17 protein-coding genes and 1 pseudogene are annotated in these 16,724 nt (G+C 52.5%); 9 read left to right on the forward strand and 9 right to left on the reverse strand.

The window, feature by feature from the left end; genetic code table 11:
* Window positions 1-54 precede the first annotated feature (54 nt).
* A complete protein-coding gene (gene hexR, locus KO116_RS00665) occupies window positions 55-909 on the reverse strand; it encodes a transcriptional regulator HexR (protein WP_022521119.1) in 855 nt (284 codons plus the stop codon).
* Window positions 910-1,236: 327 nt separating this feature from the next.
* Here hexR and KO116_RS00670 point away from each other — a divergent pair, with 327 nt between their 5' ends.
* The gene (locus tag KO116_RS00670) at window positions 1,237-1,452 is read left to right on the forward strand and encodes a PA3496 family putative envelope integrity protein (protein WP_035556145.1); all 216 of its coding nucleotides are present in this window, start codon (window positions 1,237-1,239) and stop codon (window positions 1,450-1,452) included.
* Between the two features lie 33 nt (window positions 1,453-1,485).
* On the opposite strand, the gene KO116_RS00675 is transcribed toward KO116_RS00670, so the two are convergent.
* A complete protein-coding gene (locus KO116_RS00675; RefSeq protein WP_035556143.1) occupies window positions 1,486-2,829 on the reverse strand; it encodes a sodium-dependent transporter in 1,344 nt (447 codons plus the stop codon).
* A gap of 155 nt (window positions 2,830-2,984) precedes the next feature.
* Window positions 2,985-3,839, reverse strand: a complete 855-nt coding sequence (locus tag KO116_RS00680) for a DUF72 domain-containing protein (protein ID WP_035556140.1) — start codon at window positions 3,837-3,839, stop codon at window positions 2,985-2,987.
* A gap of 189 nt (window positions 3,840-4,028) precedes the next feature.
* Here KO116_RS00680 and hglS point away from each other — a divergent pair, with 189 nt between their 5' ends.
* Complete coding sequence (hglS, locus tag KO116_RS00685; RefSeq protein ID WP_035556139.1) at window positions 4,029-5,390, forward strand: 2-oxoadipate dioxygenase/decarboxylase HglS; 1,362 nt, start codon at window positions 4,029-4,031, stop codon at window positions 5,388-5,390.
* Between the two features lie 85 nt (window positions 5,391-5,475).
* Window positions 5,476-5,913: a type II 3-dehydroquinate dehydratase gene (aroQ, locus tag KO116_RS00690; protein WP_035556137.1), complete on the forward strand. Its 438-nt coding sequence runs from the start codon at window positions 5,476-5,478 to the stop codon at window positions 5,911-5,913.
* Here the strand turns inward: aroQ and KO116_RS00695 are convergent.
* A complete protein-coding gene (locus KO116_RS00695) occupies window positions 5,906-6,685 on the reverse strand; it encodes an IclR family transcriptional regulator domain-containing protein (RefSeq protein WP_035556135.1) in 780 nt (259 codons plus the stop codon). The two genes, aroQ and KO116_RS00695, sit on opposite strands and share 8 nt — an antisense overlap.
* 261 nt (window positions 6,686-6,946) lie before the next feature.
* On the opposite strand from KO116_RS00695, the gene KO116_RS00700 reads away from it, so the two are divergent.
* From KO116_RS00700 to KO116_RS00715, 4 genes and pseudogenes are all read left to right on the forward strand, one after another.
* The gene (locus tag KO116_RS00700) at window positions 6,947-7,933 is read left to right on the forward strand and encodes a Bug family tripartite tricarboxylate transporter substrate binding protein (protein ID WP_035556133.1); all 987 of its coding nucleotides are present in this window, start codon (window positions 6,947-6,949) and stop codon (window positions 7,931-7,933) included.
* Window positions 7,934-8,027: 94 nt separating this feature from the next.
* Window positions 8,028-8,528, forward strand: coding sequence for a tripartite tricarboxylate transporter TctB family protein (locus tag KO116_RS00705; protein ID WP_035556131.1), 501 nt, complete (start codon window positions 8,028-8,030; stop codon window positions 8,526-8,528).
* A gap of 27 nt (window positions 8,529-8,555) precedes the next feature.
* Complete coding sequence (locus tag KO116_RS00710; RefSeq protein ID WP_035556127.1) at window positions 8,556-10,061, forward strand: tripartite tricarboxylate transporter permease; 1,506 nt, start codon at window positions 8,556-8,558, stop codon at window positions 10,059-10,061.
* 19 nt (window positions 10,062-10,080) lie between these two features.
* Window positions 10,081-10,694: pseudogene (locus tag KO116_RS00715) on the forward strand (CoA transferase).
* Between the two features lie 13 nt (window positions 10,695-10,707).
* Here the strand turns inward: KO116_RS00715 and KO116_RS00720 are convergent.
* The 4 genes from KO116_RS00720 to KO116_RS00735 all read right to left on the reverse strand — a co-directional run bounded on the left by KO116_RS00720 (window position 10,708) and on the right by KO116_RS00735 (window position 13,521).
* Window positions 10,708-11,451: an SDR family NAD(P)-dependent oxidoreductase gene (locus KO116_RS00720; protein ID WP_035556125.1), complete on the reverse strand. Its 744-nt coding sequence runs from the start codon at window positions 11,449-11,451 to the stop codon at window positions 10,708-10,710.
* Window positions 11,452-11,548: 97 nt separating this feature from the next.
* A complete protein-coding gene (gene catC / locus KO116_RS00725) occupies window positions 11,549-11,839 on the reverse strand; it encodes a muconolactone Delta-isomerase (RefSeq protein WP_035556122.1) in 291 nt (96 codons plus the stop codon).
* 23 nt (window positions 11,840-11,862) lie between these two features.
* Window positions 11,863-12,159, reverse strand: a complete 297-nt coding sequence (locus KO116_RS00730) for a YciI family protein (protein WP_035556120.1) — start codon at window positions 12,157-12,159, stop codon at window positions 11,863-11,865.
* 27 nt (window positions 12,160-12,186) lie between these two features.
* Window positions 12,187-13,521 carry a short-chain fatty acid transporter gene (locus tag KO116_RS00735; RefSeq protein WP_035556118.1) on the reverse strand — a complete coding sequence of 445 codons (1,335 nt, stop codon included), beginning with the start codon at window positions 13,519-13,521 and terminating at the stop codon, window positions 12,187-12,189.
* Window positions 13,522-13,695: 174 nt separating this feature from the next.
* On the opposite strand from KO116_RS00735, the gene KO116_RS00740 reads away from it, so the two are divergent.
* On the forward strand, window positions 13,696-14,601 hold the full coding sequence (locus KO116_RS00740; RefSeq protein ID WP_035556116.1) for a 3-hydroxyacyl-CoA dehydrogenase NAD-binding domain-containing protein: 906 nt from the start codon (window positions 13,696-13,698) through the stop codon (window positions 14,599-14,601).
* A complete protein-coding gene (locus KO116_RS00745) occupies window positions 14,598-15,626 on the forward strand; it encodes a cyclase family protein (RefSeq protein ID WP_035556114.1) in 1,029 nt (342 codons plus the stop codon). The genes KO116_RS00740 and KO116_RS00745 overlap by 4 nt, the downstream gene beginning before the upstream one ends.
* Window positions 15,627-15,721: 95 nt before the next feature.
* Here KO116_RS00745 and KO116_RS00750 read toward each other — a convergent pair whose 3' ends face one another.
* Window positions 15,722-16,672, reverse strand: a complete 951-nt coding sequence (locus KO116_RS00750; RefSeq protein ID WP_035556112.1) for an AEC family transporter — start codon at window positions 16,670-16,672, stop codon at window positions 15,722-15,724.
* Window positions 16,673-16,724: the final 52 nt, after the last annotated feature.

Consider the following 16,724-nt stretch of genomic DNA (forward strand, 5'->3'; position numbering starts at 1 on the left):
ATAGGCGGCTAGTCTAGCACAGCCAGCAAACTGGCTGTGTATACAGGTTAACGATTAGGACTCTTCAGGAAAGCGCAGCGTGTTGAGGCTCTTTTTAACGGCTTTAAGCTGTTCGGCGAGTTTTGGGCCGCGGGTTTTAGCGACCCCGACCGCGAGCACATCAATCAGCACCAGATGCGCTATACGCGAGCTAAGGGGGGTATAGATTTCGGTGTCTTCATGAACATCGATATACAGTGGCAGGCTGACCTCTTCAGCGAGCGGTGAACCGCTGGGGCATAGCCCTATCACTGTGGCACCAGCTTCACGGGCGAGCCGCACACTGGCAACCAGCGCTTTGGTGCGACCCGTTTGCGAAATGGCCACCACCACGTCGCCATCGTTTAAGGTTACTGCCGACATATTCTGCATATGCGGGTCGGCGTAAGCCGAAGTGGAGATCTGCAGCCGGAAAAACTTGTGCTGGGCATCAAAGGCCACGGCTCCGGAAGCCCCAAAGCCATAGAACTCGACCCGGTTGGCCATCGCTAGCGCATTAACCGCTCGGCCCAGGGCGTCGTTATCCAGCCGGTCACGCACAGAGAGCAGCGTACCCACGGTCGAGTCGAAGATGCTGTGGGAAAATTCAGCGACCGAGTCGCTATCGTTCATGGAGAACTGGGCAAACTGACTGCCGCTGGCGAGCATTTGCGCCAGCTGTAGCTTGAAGTCCTGAAAGCCATTGCACCCCAGCGCACGGCAAAAGCGCACCACGGTGGGTTCGCTAACGGTGGCTTCGGTGGCCAGATCCACAATTCGCATGTGGATGACCTCTTCGGGGTTGCGCAGTACAAACCGCGCCACTTTTTGCTCGGAGCGTCGAAAGTGCTCCATGCGGCGTCTCATTTCATCGAACAGGGCGCGACTCACGTTCAGCTCCTTGGGTGCTCAACCAACAGATATTCAACAGTACGTCAGTATACGGTCGTTTGAAACGGCCGTTTCTGTCTGTCTGTTCATTGTTATGCTTTGCGTACATTCAATGCTGATGTTCACAGTATGCCTCAATGAGTGGATAGGGCCACTAACTATCGGGCCGTGTTTCGTCAGCGTTTAAAGGTCGTTAGCCAGTTTTTTTAAGATTGGTCATCATTTTGTCAAGTAGGTTATAGTAATAATTGAAGTGCCGCACTGCATCATAACAGTCGTCACGGATGCAGGTGGACGAAGGCATATTCATCTGGAGGAACGTCGATTATGAGAAACGTCGAACGAATCACCTCGGTTAAAAGCGAATTGCTCGACATTTTTATGAGTTTGCAAGTGGATGAGCATGCTCAGCGCCAGCGAAGTGCTGCCCAGCGTAGCTTGAGAGCGCGCCGTGGTATTGAGCTGCACAGGGAGTTCCAAAAATTATCGCGGGATATCGCCCCCTTGCCCGACGAAGATCGGCAAGAGAGCGAATTGCACTGAGGTTAGCAAACAGCAGGGAAGTGACGGCTTACCTTAAATAAGCCCTGTCACGAACACCGCAATAACGCCAGCGGGCGCTACATAGCGCGCGATGATGTTCCATACGCTTTTACCGGTCGCTGAAAGTTCAAGCTCAGCTTCGACACTTTTGCGATCCAGGCACCAAGCGGCGAAGAGAATCGCGCCTAGCCCGGTTAGCGGCAGCATTATTTTGCTGGTCAGCGTGTCCAGCAGGTCGAACACGCCCAGCCCAAACATGAGCGGTTCGCTCCATACGTTGAACGATAGCAGCGCCGCAATGCCGAGCAACCAAGCCCCCACGCCGGCCACAACAGTTGCCATGACACGGCTGAGCGGCGTGCGCTCTTCAATAAACTCAACTACGGGCTCAAGCAGTGAAATCGCCGAAGTCAGCGCCGCAAACGTAAGCAGCAAGAAGAACATCAAGCCTAGGATCAAGCCACCATCCATATTGCCAAATGCTAGCGGCAGAGTGACGAAAATCAGCCCAGGGCCTGAGGCAAGATCCAGGTTGTTGGCAAACACAATCGGGAAAATGGCTAAACCGGCGCCTAGGGCAATGACGGTGTCCATGATGATGACCGTGCGGGCGGTTTGCAGCAGGTTGATCTCTTTGCCCAAGTAAGAGCCGTAAGCCATCATGATGCCCATACCCAGTGAGAGGGTGAAGAAGGCGTGACCTAAGGCGGCCAGCACGGTTTCTGCGCTGAGCTTGCTCCAGTCCGGGTTGAACATATACGTCAACGCCTCACCAAAGTGGCCGGTCGACATGCCGTAACCGATCAGCACAACGAGCAGCAGCGCGAGTACCGGCATCAGAATGCGTACAGCCCCTTCAAGCCCTTTGGTAACACCGCGGGCGACAATGCCAATCACCAGTAGCATAAAGATCGAATGGCCCAGCAGCAGTAAGCCTGGGTTACTCAGCATGCCATTAAAGAGGGCGCCAATCCCGTCGGCGTCTTGGCCGCTAAAGGCACCGCTCACGGAGTTAACGGTGTAGTAGAGCGACCAGCCACCAATCACGCTGTAAAACGACAAAATCAAAAAGGCCCCAACAATGCCGCTAATGCCGACAATGGCCCATGCTTTTGGCTTGTTCGCGGTGCGGGCCAGTTCTGACATCGTGCTGGCAGGGTTCTTCTGGCCACGCCGCCCCAGTAGCCATTCGGAGACGAGAATGGGCAAGCCAATCAGCGCGATACAAAGTAAATACACAAAGACGAAAGCAGCGCCGCCGCTTTCACCCACCATATACGGAAATTTCCAGATATTCCCTAGACCCACCGCTGAACCAGCGGCGGCCAGCACAAAGGTCATTCGCGATGACCACTGCGCATGCGCAAGCTTCGCCATACATCACCCATTAAGTCGATTGTTGTGTAAGTCACTGCGTGTTGAGCACGCTAGTTTTCGGAAAATGGAGTCATTGCTGACGTTCTTTTCCAAAAGTAAGCGCAATTTATCTGATCAATTGCTTGCATGCCAGTTAGCTAACCTAAAAATACGCGCTAAAACAGCTGGCTTTGCTTTTCACCTGCGAAAGGCGCTAACGGAGGTAATGGCGTCACTTCTCCCAGCGCGTTGTAAAGTAGGCGAGCCATGTAGGGAGACTCACGGTTATCTGCAGTATGCACAAATAAGAAAGGGGTTTTCCCCTGATTTATCCACAGCTCTAGACGAGCCTTCCAAGCGGTGAAGTAGTCACTATTTATTGTTTTGTCAATATGGCCAATAAAGCGAATCACCGGATAATTTGCCGTGGAAAGCACGTGTAGCGGGAGTTTCGGCTTTTCTTGCTGGGCGTGGGCCAGGCCCATATGACTATTGGCCGGGGTTGAGAAGAGCGGGCGCACGTCGAGCATTACGCGGTTAGCCGAATAAGTTATCAACAGGCGGTTAAGGGCTGTTTCGGCGGCTCCTTTGTGGAAAAACTCAGGGTGACGAACCTCGACTGCACAAGGTAGATGGGCAGGCCAAGCCGCGAGCAGCGCTTCCAGCTGAGGAAGCTCTTGGGGGCCGAAATCCCGCGGTAGTTGCACCATGGTGGGCCCCAGGCGATCGTGCAGCGGCTCAAGGGCGGCTAAAAATGCCCATGCGTCTTCTAAATGGGTAAGCCGTTGATCGTGAGTGACGGTTGCCGGTAATTTAAAACAAAAACGAAAGTGGGGTGGCGCCTGGCGTGCCCAAGCGGCGACTGTTTCCGGTTTTGGAATACCGCTATAAAACGTAGTGTTACCTTCAACGCTCGAAAACACCGCGGCATAATCGCTTAATAGCTCGGTTTTGGCATGGCGCGGATAAAGACTGCCGAGCCAGTCTTGATTGGCCCACATGGGCAAACCTAAATAAAGCGGAAGCGTCATTGATGGCGTGCCTAGGTTCATAAGGTCAAGCGCTAATGTAACAGTTTAAAATACCTACTCGTTAAGGTGAGGGGGCTTTTAGGTGTAGCAAGGTGCGGAAAAAGTGAAATTGTTAAGGCACCGATAGCGCTACTATGTAGGTATAGCCTTTTATGGGCAGATATAGCCGTTTATAAATAGGACAATTCCATGAGTTCAGCGTACGTTAGCAGTGATGAAATCCGCGACCAATTTTCCAGCGCGATGTCAGCGATGTATCGGCAGGAAGTGCCACAATACGGCACTTTGCTCTCACTGGTTGAGACCGTCAATCAAGAGGTGTTAGCTGCTAATCCTGCGCTTAACAGTACGCTGCAGAAGAGCGATGAGCTGGCCCGCATCAACGTTGAACGCCACGGCGCGATTCGCGTGGGCAGTGCGAGCGAGCTTGCCATGCTAAGGCGCATGTTCGCGGTAATTGGGATGGAGCCGGTTGGCTATTACGATCTGGCGGCGGCGGGCGTGCCGGTGCACTCCACGGCGTTTCGGCCGGTCGCTGATCGTGCACTCAAACGGAATCCTTTTCGTGTCTTTACCTCGCTACTGCGCCTTGAGCTGATCGAAAAAACCGAACTTCAGGAGCAGGCGAGCGCTATTTTAAGTGATCGCGATATCTTCACCGCTAACGTGAAAATATTGATTGAGCGTTTCGAACAGCAGGGCGGACTCAACGCAGAGGATGCCGAGCAGTTTGTGCAGGAAGCGTTGGAAACGTTCCGCTGGCATGACAAAGCAACCGTCGATTGGACGACCTACGAGCGTTTGCATGATGAGCATCGCCTGATTGCCGATGTGGTCTGTTTCCGCGGCCCCCACATTAATCACCTAACGCCGCGGACGTTAGATATTGATGAAGTGCAGCGGCTTATGCCCAGTGTCGGCATTGACCCTAAAGCGACTATCGAAGGACCTCCTCGTCGCAATTGCCCGATACTGTTGCGTCAAACCAGCTTTAAAGCGCTGGAGGAGACGATCGCCTTCGCAGACGCAGCCGAAGGTAAGCACACTGCCCGCTTCGGTGAAATCGAACAGCGCGGTATCGCCTTAACCCATAAGGGGCGTGCACTCTATGATCGCCTGCTAGCGGCTGCCCGAGAAAATGCACCGACGGCTGCGGATAACGACGCCCATCAGGCGCATCTAGCCGAAGTGTTTAAGGCCTTCCCTGATGATTACGCTACGCTACATCGTGACGGGCTAGCGTTTTTTCATTATCAGGCGGCCCAGGGTGCATCTGTAGCAGGATCAGTGACGTTAGAGCAGGTGGAAAGCCTGATCGAACAAGGCGCTCTCAAGATAACACCCATGATTTATGAAGACTTTTTACCCGTTAGCGCGGCCGGTATTTTCCAGTCCAACTTGGGTGGAAGTAGCCATGAAAATTACGCTAGCAGTGCAAGTCAACAGCAATTTGAGCAGGCTTTAGGGGCTAAAGTAATCGATGAGATTGAGCTGTATGCCCAGCGCCAGCAAGCATCGCTTGAACAGGCGCTGGCGCAGTTGGCGGGTTAAGTGATAGAACAGCTGATCGATTAATGCAGTTATTCAATTTAGCTAACTAGCCAATTTAGATAGCAAGACACAGAGCGGAGAAGTCATGAGTCAAGGCAAGGTATTGGTATTACATGGGCCCAATCTAAATTTGCTGGGGACTCGCCAGCCGGAGATATACGGCTACGAGACATTAGAGGATGTAAATAACATTCTGCGAGAGAAAGCGGTGATGGCCGACTGGGATATACATTGCTTTCAGAGCAACCACGAAGGTGAGTTAATCGACGCCATTCACGCCGCGCGTCTTGATGGCACCCAAGCAATCATTATCAATCCCGCTGCTTACACCCATACTTCAGTGGCAATCCTGGATGCACTCAATGCTTTTGATGGCAAAGTGATTGAAGTGCATCTATCCAATGTGCACAAACGTGAAGCCTTCCGGCACCATTCCTACGTTTCACTGCGTGCTGATGGTGTGATTGCCGGCTTAGGTGTGCAAGGTTATCGTGCGGCATTAGACGCGGTAATGGTCAATTAATATGCGAACGTATTTGCGCGACTTTGTTTTGTAGCACTGGTAAGTAAATATTAACCAACGTGTCGAGGTCGACCCGAGCCGCGTTGGTACTGATATTGATCGCCCCCATTAAATGCTGCTTGGCATCAAAAACTGGAACAGCGATAGAGCGTAACCCAGAGTCCAACTCCTGATCAGAAATCGCATAGCCTTGTTGCCGTGCGTTAACTATTTGTCTGCGCAATTCATTGACATCAGTGACTGTTTTATCGGTGTAGGGCTCTAAAGTAATCGACGATAGAAAATGATCAAGAGCCTGATCGTTGAGCTGAGCAAGAAGTATGCGCCCCATAGAAGTATGAGCTGCTGGCAGTCGGGTGCCCACTGAAAGTGTGATGGCCATTAAGCGATGTTTGGCTGCCGAGCGGGCAACATAGATAACATCATTACCATCTAGCACGCCAAGCGACGATGACTCCCCCGTTTCAGCGGTAATATCTTCTAAATAGTGTTGAATAACGTCTCTGTAATTATTAGCTGATAAAAAAGCATAACCTAGTTGAAGGACGCGGGGCGCCAATTCAAAATGGCGCTGCTGCTTACGGACATACCCTAGGGAATGTAGAGTGAGTAAGAAACGCCTAGCCTTTGCTCTGTTCATACCTGTTCGTGCAGCAACTTCGCTTAATGTCATACGCGGGTGTTCGTGATCGAATGCCTGTATAACCTCTAAACCGCTAGCTAACGCTGTTACAAAATCACGGCTATCTTCACTCAACTTCTCTTCCTGCATTGTTATCATCCATTACCTTGACGTCTGATAGAAAAGATTAACGCAAAAATGTTCGCATTGCGAACTTCTGCGACATGAAAGCGCTGGCAACGACAGGTTGTTGTCATCCCGTAAAATGGAGTTTGTAACTCCCTGCTACTAAAGTTGTGTTTTTTAATAGGTTGGCAACCAAGTAATCTCAGCTATCAAATTGCGAATATCTGTACGTATTACGAACAATAATTAAGCATGATAATAACTTAACCACGCACAGGAAGAAAAATGAACAAACTCCTTAGCTCTGCCTACTTGGCTGCCTGCACCAGCGCTCTGGCGCTTGGGCTCACTGTTTCCTCTGCCAGCGCTGATGAATGGCCGACTAACGATGTGCGCTTAGTCGTGCCTTATGCCCCCGGTGGCACTACCGATGTGTTGTCGCGTCGCGTTGCCGATCTGCTTCAGCAAGAACTTGACGCCAACGTCATTGTGGAAAATCGCCCCGGCGCTGGTTCTACGGTAGGCACCGGTCGTCTCTCCCGTGGTGGGCGTGATGCTGATCACACGATTTTAATGGCCTCTCCGGGCCACACCATCGGGGCCGCGATCTATCCTGATCTCACTTATGACCCGGTAGAAGATTTCGTTTTTCTACAAAACATGATCGATATTCCTAATGTCATGGTGGTACCGGCAGACAGTCCTTACGAAAATGTCATTGATTTCGTCGAAGCAGCGAAAGAAGAGAACATGACCTTTAGCCACAGTGGCGTGGGCAGCTCCATCCACATGTCTGGTGAACTGTTCAAGACCTTGACTGATACCAACCTGACGGCGGTGCCTTTTGCCGGCAGTGGCGCGGCGCTTCCGGCGTTGCTGGGCGGCGATGTTGATGTGGCATTCGAGAACATGCCAACGGTACTTTCACATATACGTTCCGGCGATCTCCGCGCGCTCGCGGTCACTTCTGCCGAACGCTCTGAATATCTTCCCGATGTACCGACACTGTCAGAAATTGGTGAATACAACCTAGACCAGTTCATCACGACTGCTTGGTTTGGCCTGATTGCTCATAGCTCTTTCCCTGAAGAAGCACAGAGTAAAATGCGAGAAGCACTCGCCAACGTGATGGAGCGTGAAGAGTTTCTGGATTTCGCCGAGCAGTTAGGCGCTGAGCCAGGCCAGGTTGCTGGAGAAGAGTTCAAGCAGTTCATTGTTGAAGACTTGAAGCGTTGGGAAGACGTAGCTGAGCAGGCGGGTATTAGCCAGTAAGCAAGGCAGCCTTTGATCCAACGGAGAGGCGAGGGCAAGCGTCCTCGCCTCTCTTGTTTGCTCTATATCACTTGGTTCTTTGGAGAAGGCAGTGATGACTACCTCGGATTTTAAGCGCAGGGTTAAAGACCCGGGTGACGTAGTGGCGGGAATTATTCTGCTTTGCTTTTCCATTGTGCTGGTCTTTTATCTGGTGCCGAACTACATCAATGAACCGCCCATCCTGCAAAACCCCATGATGTCGCCTCGTTGGCTGCCGGAAATTGTTGGCTGGTTGATACTGCTGTTTTCTATCCTGCTCATCCTGCAAGGCTTCTTGTTAGACAGAAGCAGTGAGGAGGACGAGCGAAATATTGAGAAGGGTTCGACACGGCGCTTTGTTTTGATGGTGGTCGCCCTGTTGATATATGTCGCTTTGTTTGAGTCCATGGGTGCGGTGTTTACCGGCATTCTCGCGACGCTGGTGCTTTTTGTGGCGCACCCCGTTCGCACTTGGTGGGTCTATAGCATGGCATTTGTGTTTCCTATCGCTGTGACATTCATATTTGTAGAAGTCATGAATGTGCCGCTTCCGATAGCGCCAATCGGTTTCTGATTGGCTACTTATTCTTCTGGGTGATCTATGGAAAATTTTTCGGAAGTCATAGAGATATTCTTTAGTTTAGATAACTTCCTGGCCATCGCTATTGGAGTCGTCATCGGTGTGGTCGTGGGGTCGATTCCCGGATTGACTGCTACGATGGCGGTGGCGCTGGCGCTGCCCTTCACCTTCTCTATGCAGCCGGTCGCCGCTATCTTGCTGCTTGTGGGTATCTATAAAGGCGGAATGTATGGCGGGTCAATTACGGCCATTTTAATCAGAACCCCCGGCTCACCTGCCTCTGCCTGTACCTTGTTGGACGGCTATCCCATGGCGCAACAGGGGCATGCGAAGAAGGCACTCAAGGCAGCGCTTTATTCCTCGGTGATTGCCGATTTTATTTCTAATATTGCCCTCATCTTTTTTGCCGCCTATTTAGCAAAAATCGCTCTGAACTTTGGCGCGCCAGAGTTTTTCTGGCTGATCTGTTTTTCGCTTACTATCATTATTTCTTTGGCCAGCGGCTCTATGATCAAGGGGTTGATGGCTGCGCTATTGGGTATTCTGCTTTCCCTGGTGGGGCTGGATGAAGTTTTCGGTTCTCAACGGTTTACCTTTGGCAACTACAACTTGATGGACAGCATCTCCTTTATCCCGCTGTTGATTGGTCTGTTTGCCATCCCTGAGATTATCGAGTTCTACCGCAAAAAAGCGCTTCCTCATATTAAGGCGAAGGCCAGCGGTGCAGGGCTTAGCTTTTCCGAACTGAAGCGCTGCCTGACCACCATTGTGCGGGGCAGTTTGATTGGCGTGATTATTGGGGCAATCCCAGGTACTGGCGCTACTGCGGCTGCCTTTATTTCCTATAGCGATGCACGCAGGCGTTCTCCCAACAGAGCTAACTTTGGTAAAGGCGAGGTAGAGGGTGTTGCTGCCGCCGAGGCTGGTAATAACGGTGTCGCCGGGGCGACGATGATTCCCTTGTTATCGCTGGGTATTCCAGGAGATGTCATCACGGCCATTATCCTTGGTGCCTTTATGGTTCATGGGCTTACGCCTGGACCCCTTATGTTCCAAGAGAATCTATCCCTGATCTATGCCCTGTTTATGGGCATTATGTTTAGCTCGGTGGTATTGCTGCTGGTGGGTAATGTGGCCATCAAGTATTTCTCTTTGATTGCTGATATCCCTAAATCAGTCCTCTTTCCCATCGTATTGATGTTCTGCGTTTATGGCGCTTACGCCGTTAATAACGACACCTTTGACATATGGGTGATGATGGCCTTTGGCGTCATGGGCTATATCTTCAATCGCGCCGCGATACCGGCTGCGCCCTTTTTGATCGGGTTTATCCTTGGGCCAATGTTCGAAGATAATCTGCGCCGCTCTTTATTGATCGGACATAACGATCTGTCGATCTTCGTGCGCGGCCCCATTACCTGGGCTTTCATTGCATTGACGGTGGGCTCCATTTCCCTGGCACTCTACCGCTTTATTTCCGCGCGCCGTGAAGCGCGCAATGCTGCCGCCAAATCACAAGAAGTTTGATGTTCTTCCGAGAAGTGCAATGGCGGGACCACTGACAGGGCTGCGGGTACTGGATTTAAGCCGTGTAATGGCTGGCCCCTGGTGTACGCAGATACTGGCCGATATGGGCGCCGAAGTGATTAAAATTGAGCACCCGCTGCTGGGTGACGATACGCGCCATTGGGTGCCTTTCTGGTTAAAAGATAAAGAGGGCAACGATGGTCAGTTCAAGCGTTTCTGTGAAGCAGTGGGGCGGCCCGAGCTAGCCGTTGATCCCCGTTTCAGCACCAACCCCGAGCGGGTCAAACATCGACTCGAGTTGATTCCGCTTATGGTGCAGATTACCCAGAGTCGTACCAGCCATGAATGGATAGAGATGCTGGGCGCCATTAGTGTGCCCTGCGGGCCGATCCAGAATATTGCCCAGGTCTTTGATGACCCCAGGTTCAAGCGCGAAACATGCAAATTGAGCTGGAAACCAACACTGGCGCAGTGCCTGGCGTGGCCAATCCGATCAAATACTCCAGAACTCCGCTGGAGTATCACAAACCACCACCGCGACTGGGTGAAGATACCGATAGCGTGTTGGAGCGCTTATTGCACAAAGGCGCTGGGGAAATTAGTAACTTACGCCAAAAGGGCGTAGTGAAATAAGCTGTTGGTTTGCCTAGCCGACCGTTACACCGCCGCACACGAAAAGGGTCTGACCAGTGATAAAGCCGCTGCGTTCGTCGCAGAAGAAACTGACGGCTTGGGCCACGTCTTCAGGCTGACCCATGCGCTGTAGCGGGATATTATCGATGATGCGCCGAGCGCGTTCGGAATCGGGCTGATTGTTCTGCCAGAAGGCGCTGGTGGCGATAGGCCCAGGGGCAACGCAGTTGACCGTGATGCCGTGCTCAGCCAACTCCAGTGCCCACGTTCGGGCCATGGATTGCAGCGCGCCTTTAGTAGCGCTATAGATGGTGCGTGCCTCTTTGCCCAGCACCACACGGCTAGTATTCAGTACGATGCGGCCCATGCCATTTGCCTTCATAGCAGGTAGCAGCGCCTGGGTGCAGACCAATGCCGAACGTACGTTCAAATGCATTAACTTGTCGAAGTCCTCAAGCCGCGCTTCTTCAATCAGCGCAGGGGCAACAATGCCTACGTTATTGACCAACCGGGTCACCGTATAGTGCTCGGCGATTTCCGTCATTACCCGCTGGGTGGCGTCGGCATCGGCAAGATCGACCTGGCGCGCATCTGCTTGCAAAGATTTCGCTTCGGGCTCGACGATATCCACCACAATGACTTGATAGCCATCCTGCTGAAGACGTAAGGCGATCGCTTGACCGATGTTCCTAGCTCCGCCGGTAACAACAGCAACATGTTTTTGAGTATTAGGGCGTTGAGCAGCGTCTTGACTCATTCAGATATCCTTAGCGTGTTTAGGTCGAGTAGGCATTCCCTTTGGTAGGGCAACTCTGCACCAATCAAGCACCGTGAAGTGCTAGCAAGGCCTTCTATTAAGCGTCATTCTCGCGTATTGAAGAAGGGTGACGGCATAGAGGCTTTACCTGGATATCCATGTAAGGAAATAGGGGTAAGCCGCTAATAAGGTCTTGAAGCTCGGCGTTATCAGTGACATCGAATATGCTGACATTGGCGTAACTGCCAGCGACTCGCCATAGGTGGCGCCATTTGCCCTGCCGCTGTAATTCCTGAGCGTAGACTTTCTCCTTCGCCTTGATGTCAGCTGCCTGCTCGGCCGGCATGTCTGGTGGCAGTTTCACTACCATTTCCACTTGAAACAGCATTGCATTGCTCCTATCTGATGACGTTATAAAGTGTTTTGCCGATTTAGGTAGGCCTGCCGCCAGCGCACAATGTGAACCTCGGCGAATAGCTTTGCCTGATGAAATGGGTCGGCTTGAATAAAGCGTTCGGCCTCTTCGCGGCTCTCCAGGTCGACCAAGTAAATGCCGCCTGACGCTGTGGCGCCGTCGTCGGAAAGTTTGGCGCCACAAGCCAATAAGAGATTCGCGTTGGCGTCCAGGTAATCCAGGTGAGCGGGGCGTACCTCCAGGCGCAGGGCCTGGCGGTCGGGCTTGTCGAACGTTTCGATCAGAAAAGGCATGTAAACATCCTGTGTTGATATGCGTGGTTAGGCACCGATGTAGCCCCAGATCAGCATGGCACTGCCGTAGATAATTCCCAGATATATCAGGATGAGGACCATGTAGCCCATCACATCGCGCAGCTTCAGGCCGGAGATGGCCAGTACCGGGAGTATCCAGAACGGCTGAACCATGTTGGTCCACTGGTCACCAATCTGCACTGCTAACGCCGTGGCTGCCTGAGAGGCGCCCAGCTCTGCGGCAGCTTGCACCATGACTGGGCCTTGAACTGCCCACTGGCCGCCACCGGAGGGGGCTAACAGGTTGATGATGCCACCGCTAATGAACGACCAGATGGGTAGCGTTTGCGCGCTGGATATATCAACAAAGACATTGGCGAATGACACTACCAAGCCTGAACTCACCAGAATTCCCATGATCCCTGCGTAGAAGGGATATTGCACGACGATACCGGAGACAATACGAATTCCATCTGCCAAGGCGGCCAAGTAATGGGAGGGCGAGGCAAATAGCAAGATACCCAGGAACAGGAAGGCGAAATTGACGGTATTAAGGTTCAGTGAGCCACCGTCCAACGCGTATAGCGCGATGTACAGCATGCCGAGCAAGCCAATAGCGATGCCCACGAACCGGCTACGATTCAAACGCTCGGCAATGGTGATTTTTTCGCCGCTGGAAAGGGGAGCTTCAGTAGGCACCGCTACCGAGGCCGGATCGATTTCGACTATATCCTCGGCTTTCTTAGGGTGAAGCCAAGCATTGAAAAGTGGCAAGGTGAGAAGAATGAGGGCACTGGTGATCAAAAGAATAGGGGAAAAAATGGTGTCGCTTAGCGGTATTAGCCCAATCGCATCTTGCAGGAAGTGCCCTTCGGTAGCGATCAATAGCGGCACACTGCCCGATAGGCCAATACCGTAAAGAGCAAACCCTGAATACGCAGCGGCGATCACTAAAGGGTAATGCAATCCTTTCACGTTGAGCGCCAGCTTCTGTGCAACGATCCCACCGATGACGAGGCCAAAGCCCCAATTTAACCAGCTGCCAATCCCCCCCACCAGGGTAGCAACCACAATAGCGACGAAGGGCGTCTTGACACGTGCAGCGATACGGTTGAGAGCACCATCTACCAAGGGGGTCTTCGCCAGGATGTAGCCCGCCAGAAGGATGATCGTCATCTGCATGCTGAACGCCAGCAAGTTCCAGAATCCGTCGCCCCAATAACGTACCGCATTCAGCGGGCTAGTACCCTGCATGAGCACCGCTAACATCATGGTGAGAATGGTCAGAAAGATGGCAATGACCAATGGGTCGGGCATATAGCGATTGACGAGCCGGGTGAAGAAATTTGCCAGCGCATTCATTAGAAGCAGCCTCGTATTGTCGGCGTGGTTGTCATTGTCTACTATGTGCGCATAGCGCACACAAGTTCGTTTATTGCCGTGATAGTTAACCCGCGAATGATTTTATTCAATGCGACATTTGTCTAGGGGCGGTGTAAATACGGCGCGAGGCAAGTGAAATAGGAAGGAAAACTGATGCAGGACGATGCACTACACGCCGTAGTGGTGGGCGCTGGTACCATGGGCACCACCTTGGCTAAGTTGATAGCGGCGCAGGGTGTCAACGTTATCGTGGTCGATACCAACCCGCACGTGTTGGAAACCAGTCGCCTGAGTATGGGAGAGAGCGCTGCAGCTGTTGGCTTTGCCTCAGAATTAACGGCGGGTCAGTGTCCCGATTTTGTGATCGAGAGCGTGACTGAAGACGTCGCGGTCAAGCAGAAGGTCATCGCCCAAATCGAGGTCAGCGTGGCCGATAGCACCATCATCATGACGAATACCTCGGGAATCCTGATCGATGAGATCGCCTCCAACATGCGTTTACCTCAACGGTTTTTAGGCTCTCATTTCTTCAACCCAGCAGACATCGTTCCCGCAGTTGAGGTGGTTCCAGGTAGCCATACCAAGGCGTCGGTAGTAGAAACGGCGTGCCGTTGGCTGAAGCAGTTGGGAAAACGTCCTGCGATTCTAAATACCTGTGTGCCCGGTTTCGTCGCCAACCGAATCCAGCATGCGGTGATGCGTGAGTGTCTCGCCCTGCTAGAGAGAGGCGTTGTAGAGCCCGAGGCACTGGATGACATCGTGCAGTATTCCATCGGTGTACGCATGGCGTTAAACGGCCCCTTGTGCCAGCGCGATCTCAACGGGCTAGATACCCACCTCAATATCGCTCGTTACCTCTACCCGGATCTTGATGCGCGCGATAAACCAGCGGCACTTCTTGAAGACTACGTTGCTCAAGGGCGCTTAGGTGCCAAGTCAGGACGAGGTTTCTACCGCTGGAGCGACGAGTCGCGTGAGCAACACCAAGCCCAGGAACGGGAAAGTCTGCAGCGCATTATCGATATTGCCACCCAGCATGCTAAGGGAAACGCGTCATGAATCAGCCACGTTGGAAGAAGCGTCCCGAAGGGAGCAACTGGGGAGATTTCGGCGCCGACGATCAGTTGGGGCGGGTCAATCTTATCGGACCTGAGCAGGTACTCAAAGGCGTCAAGGAAGTCCACGAAGGCATTACGTTCTGCTTATCACTGCCATTGGATATCCCAGGTGGCAAGGTACTGAATCCTCGCCGTTCGCCACCGAAGCTGTCGCCAACGGCACTCGGTGATGACCAATACATCAATTTTCCTTTGGCCACTCATACGCCCACACTGCGTGACGTTATCAGTGATGATCAGGTTCATATCTCGTTGCAGTACTCCACCCAGTGGGACTCTCTTGCCCACGTCGGCGCTTTGTTTGATGGTGATGACGACGGTAAGCCAGAATGTCGCTATTACAACGGCTTTTTGGCCGGGCAGGATGTCCTCAACTTGAGCCACAAACCCAACCAGCAGCATGACTCTTATGCTCAGCGACTGGGTATCGAGACACTGGCGGTCCACGGTATGCAGGGTCGGGCCGTGCTGGTGGATCTGGTAAGGGTGTTCGGCGCGGGAAGAACGCTGGTAGGGTATGCTGCGCTGATGGATGCGCTTGAGCATCTGAATGTGGTGATTGAACGTGGAGATATGCTGGTATTACGCACGGGCTTCGCTGAAGCGTTGCTGGATATGCAGGGTTGTCCGCAGCCAGATGTGCTGAAAAATACCGGCGCTGTGCTCGACGGTAGCGACCAGGCTTTATTGGAATGGATTACCGAGAGCGGCATAGCGGCAATCTGTGCGGATAATTACGCCGTAGAGAACCTGGATCGTGAATTGGAACCAGGCTGTTGCTCCAAGCTTCCCTTGCACCATCACTGTCTTTTTAAACTTGGCCTGCCACTGGCAGAGCTGTGGTATCTGAAAGACGTCGCTGAGTGGTTGCATAGCCGTGGACGCACGCGGTTCCTACTAACGGCTCCGCCACTGCGTTTACCAGGCGCTATCGGCTCACCCGTTACCCCGGTAGCCACTGTATAGCTTTATAGTTATACACCATTGCTGCTTGTTTTTCTTACTGTCTGGCAAGACGAAAGCTCTGGTGGTTTCGTGCATATCTGAAAAGCAAAGCGTTTTTAGAAGGACAGCAAACCCGACAATGTCATCAGCCAGATAAACAGGCTGAGGGTAAAAAATGAGGATATAGTGGCCACCAGCATAGCGGCAGCACTCACGCCGCCTAACCCATAACGCTGGCCAAACAGAGGGTAAATGCTGATCATTGGCGCAGCAGCAAACAGCAGTGCACCGGCCATATAGAGCGGATCAATGCCGGGAACAAAATAGAAGGCAATGAAAATGGCTAGCGGGTGAATAAGTAGTTTGCCGATTACAATTTGACCGACGTCGCTCGCCATGCCTTTAACCTGCAAGCCAAACAGTGCGCCGCCGATCACAAATAGCGCCGCTGGGCCCGCTGCTTCAGCCAGCATATCAATGGCTTTAAACAGCGGCGCGGGAATTTTAATGCCAGAAACGGCCAGGCAAATACCGATCAGCAAGCCTACCAGCACCGGGTTTTTGATGAGGCTAAGCGCCGTCTTTTTTACCGTTATCCATACGCTGGAACCTTGATGGCTACCCATTTCGGCCAGAATCAGCGCTGCGGGAATAATAATCAGTGTCTCAATCACCATATTGAGTGCCATAAGCACCGCCGCAGGTGAGCCGATGACCATAGCCGCCACGGGGTACCCGACAAAACCGCTGTTTGAAGCGGCCATGCCTAATGCCTGCATAGCACTGGCGTTAAGTGGTTGGCGCTGTCGTTTTAAGCAGAGCAGCAACCCCCCACTGAACACGGCGATAGAGCCCAGGCCGTAAGCCACCAGGTAGTTGAGCTTGAAAATCTCTTCCAGTGGTTGCTGGTTTAACGCACGAATCACTAGCGCAGGTAGTGCGCAGTAGAGCACGAATACGCCGACTCCCTGCATCTGCTCGCGCTGGATAATGCCGCTCCATCTCGCTATATACCCTAAACCAATCAGTAGGAATATGGGGGTGGTAATGCTAAGAATAGCGAGCATCTGTGCCTCTTCAGCGCATGAAGACAAATAGTTATGTTCGAATGGCGAATAA

The sequence above is a fragment of the Halomonas sp. KO116 genome, assembly GCF_000734975.2.
Classification (GTDB): Bacteria; Pseudomonadota; Gammaproteobacteria; order Pseudomonadales; family Halomonadaceae; genus Vreelandella; species Vreelandella glaciei.

Excerpts from the sequence above, each read along its gene's own strand:
- KO116_RS00670 (WP_035556145.1), top strand. The coding sequence starts at position 1,237 with ATGAGAAACGTCGAACGAATCACCTCGGTTAAAAGCGAATTGCTCGAC.
- KO116_RS00675 (WP_035556143.1), bottom strand. The coding sequence starts at position 2,829 with ATGGCGAAGCTTGCGCATGCGCAGTGGTCATCGCGAATGACCTTTGTG.
- KO116_RS00680 (WP_035556140.1), bottom strand. The coding sequence starts at position 3,839 with ATGACGCTTCCGCTTTATTTAGGTTTGCCCATGTGGGCCAATCAAGAC.
- hglS (WP_035556139.1), top strand. The coding sequence starts at position 4,029 with ATGAGTTCAGCGTACGTTAGCAGTGATGAAATCCGCGACCAATTTTCC.
- aroQ (WP_035556137.1), top strand. The coding sequence starts at position 5,476 with ATGAGTCAAGGCAAGGTATTGGTATTACATGGGCCCAATCTAAATTTG.
- KO116_RS00695 (WP_035556135.1), bottom strand. The coding sequence starts at position 6,685 with ATGCAGGAAGAGAAGTTGAGTGAAGATAGCCGTGATTTTGTAACAGCG.
- KO116_RS00700 (WP_035556133.1), top strand. The coding sequence starts at position 6,947 with ATGAACAAACTCCTTAGCTCTGCCTACTTGGCTGCCTGCACCAGCGCT.
- KO116_RS00705 (WP_035556131.1), top strand. The coding sequence starts at position 8,028 with ATGACTACCTCGGATTTTAAGCGCAGGGTTAAAGACCCGGGTGACGTA.
- KO116_RS00710 (WP_035556127.1), top strand. The coding sequence starts at position 8,556 with ATGGAAAATTTTTCGGAAGTCATAGAGATATTCTTTAGTTTAGATAAC.
- KO116_RS00720 (WP_035556125.1), bottom strand. The coding sequence starts at position 11,451 with ATGAGTCAAGACGCTGCTCAACGCCCTAATACTCAAAAACATGTTGCT.
- catC (WP_035556122.1), bottom strand. The coding sequence starts at position 11,839 with ATGCTGTTTCAAGTGGAAATGGTAGTGAAACTGCCACCAGACATGCCG.
- KO116_RS00730 (WP_035556120.1), bottom strand. The coding sequence starts at position 12,159 with ATGCCTTTTCTGATCGAAACGTTCGACAAGCCCGACCGCCAGGCCCTG.
- KO116_RS00735 (WP_035556118.1), bottom strand. The coding sequence starts at position 13,521 with ATGAATGCGCTGGCAAATTTCTTCACCCGGCTCGTCAATCGCTATATG.
- KO116_RS00740 (WP_035556116.1), top strand. The coding sequence starts at position 13,696 with ATGCAGGACGATGCACTACACGCCGTAGTGGTGGGCGCTGGTACCATG.
- KO116_RS00745 (WP_035556114.1), top strand. The coding sequence starts at position 14,598 with ATGAATCAGCCACGTTGGAAGAAGCGTCCCGAAGGGAGCAACTGGGGA.
- KO116_RS00750 (WP_035556112.1), bottom strand. The coding sequence starts at position 16,672 with ATGCTCGCTATTCTTAGCATTACCACCCCCATATTCCTACTGATTGGT.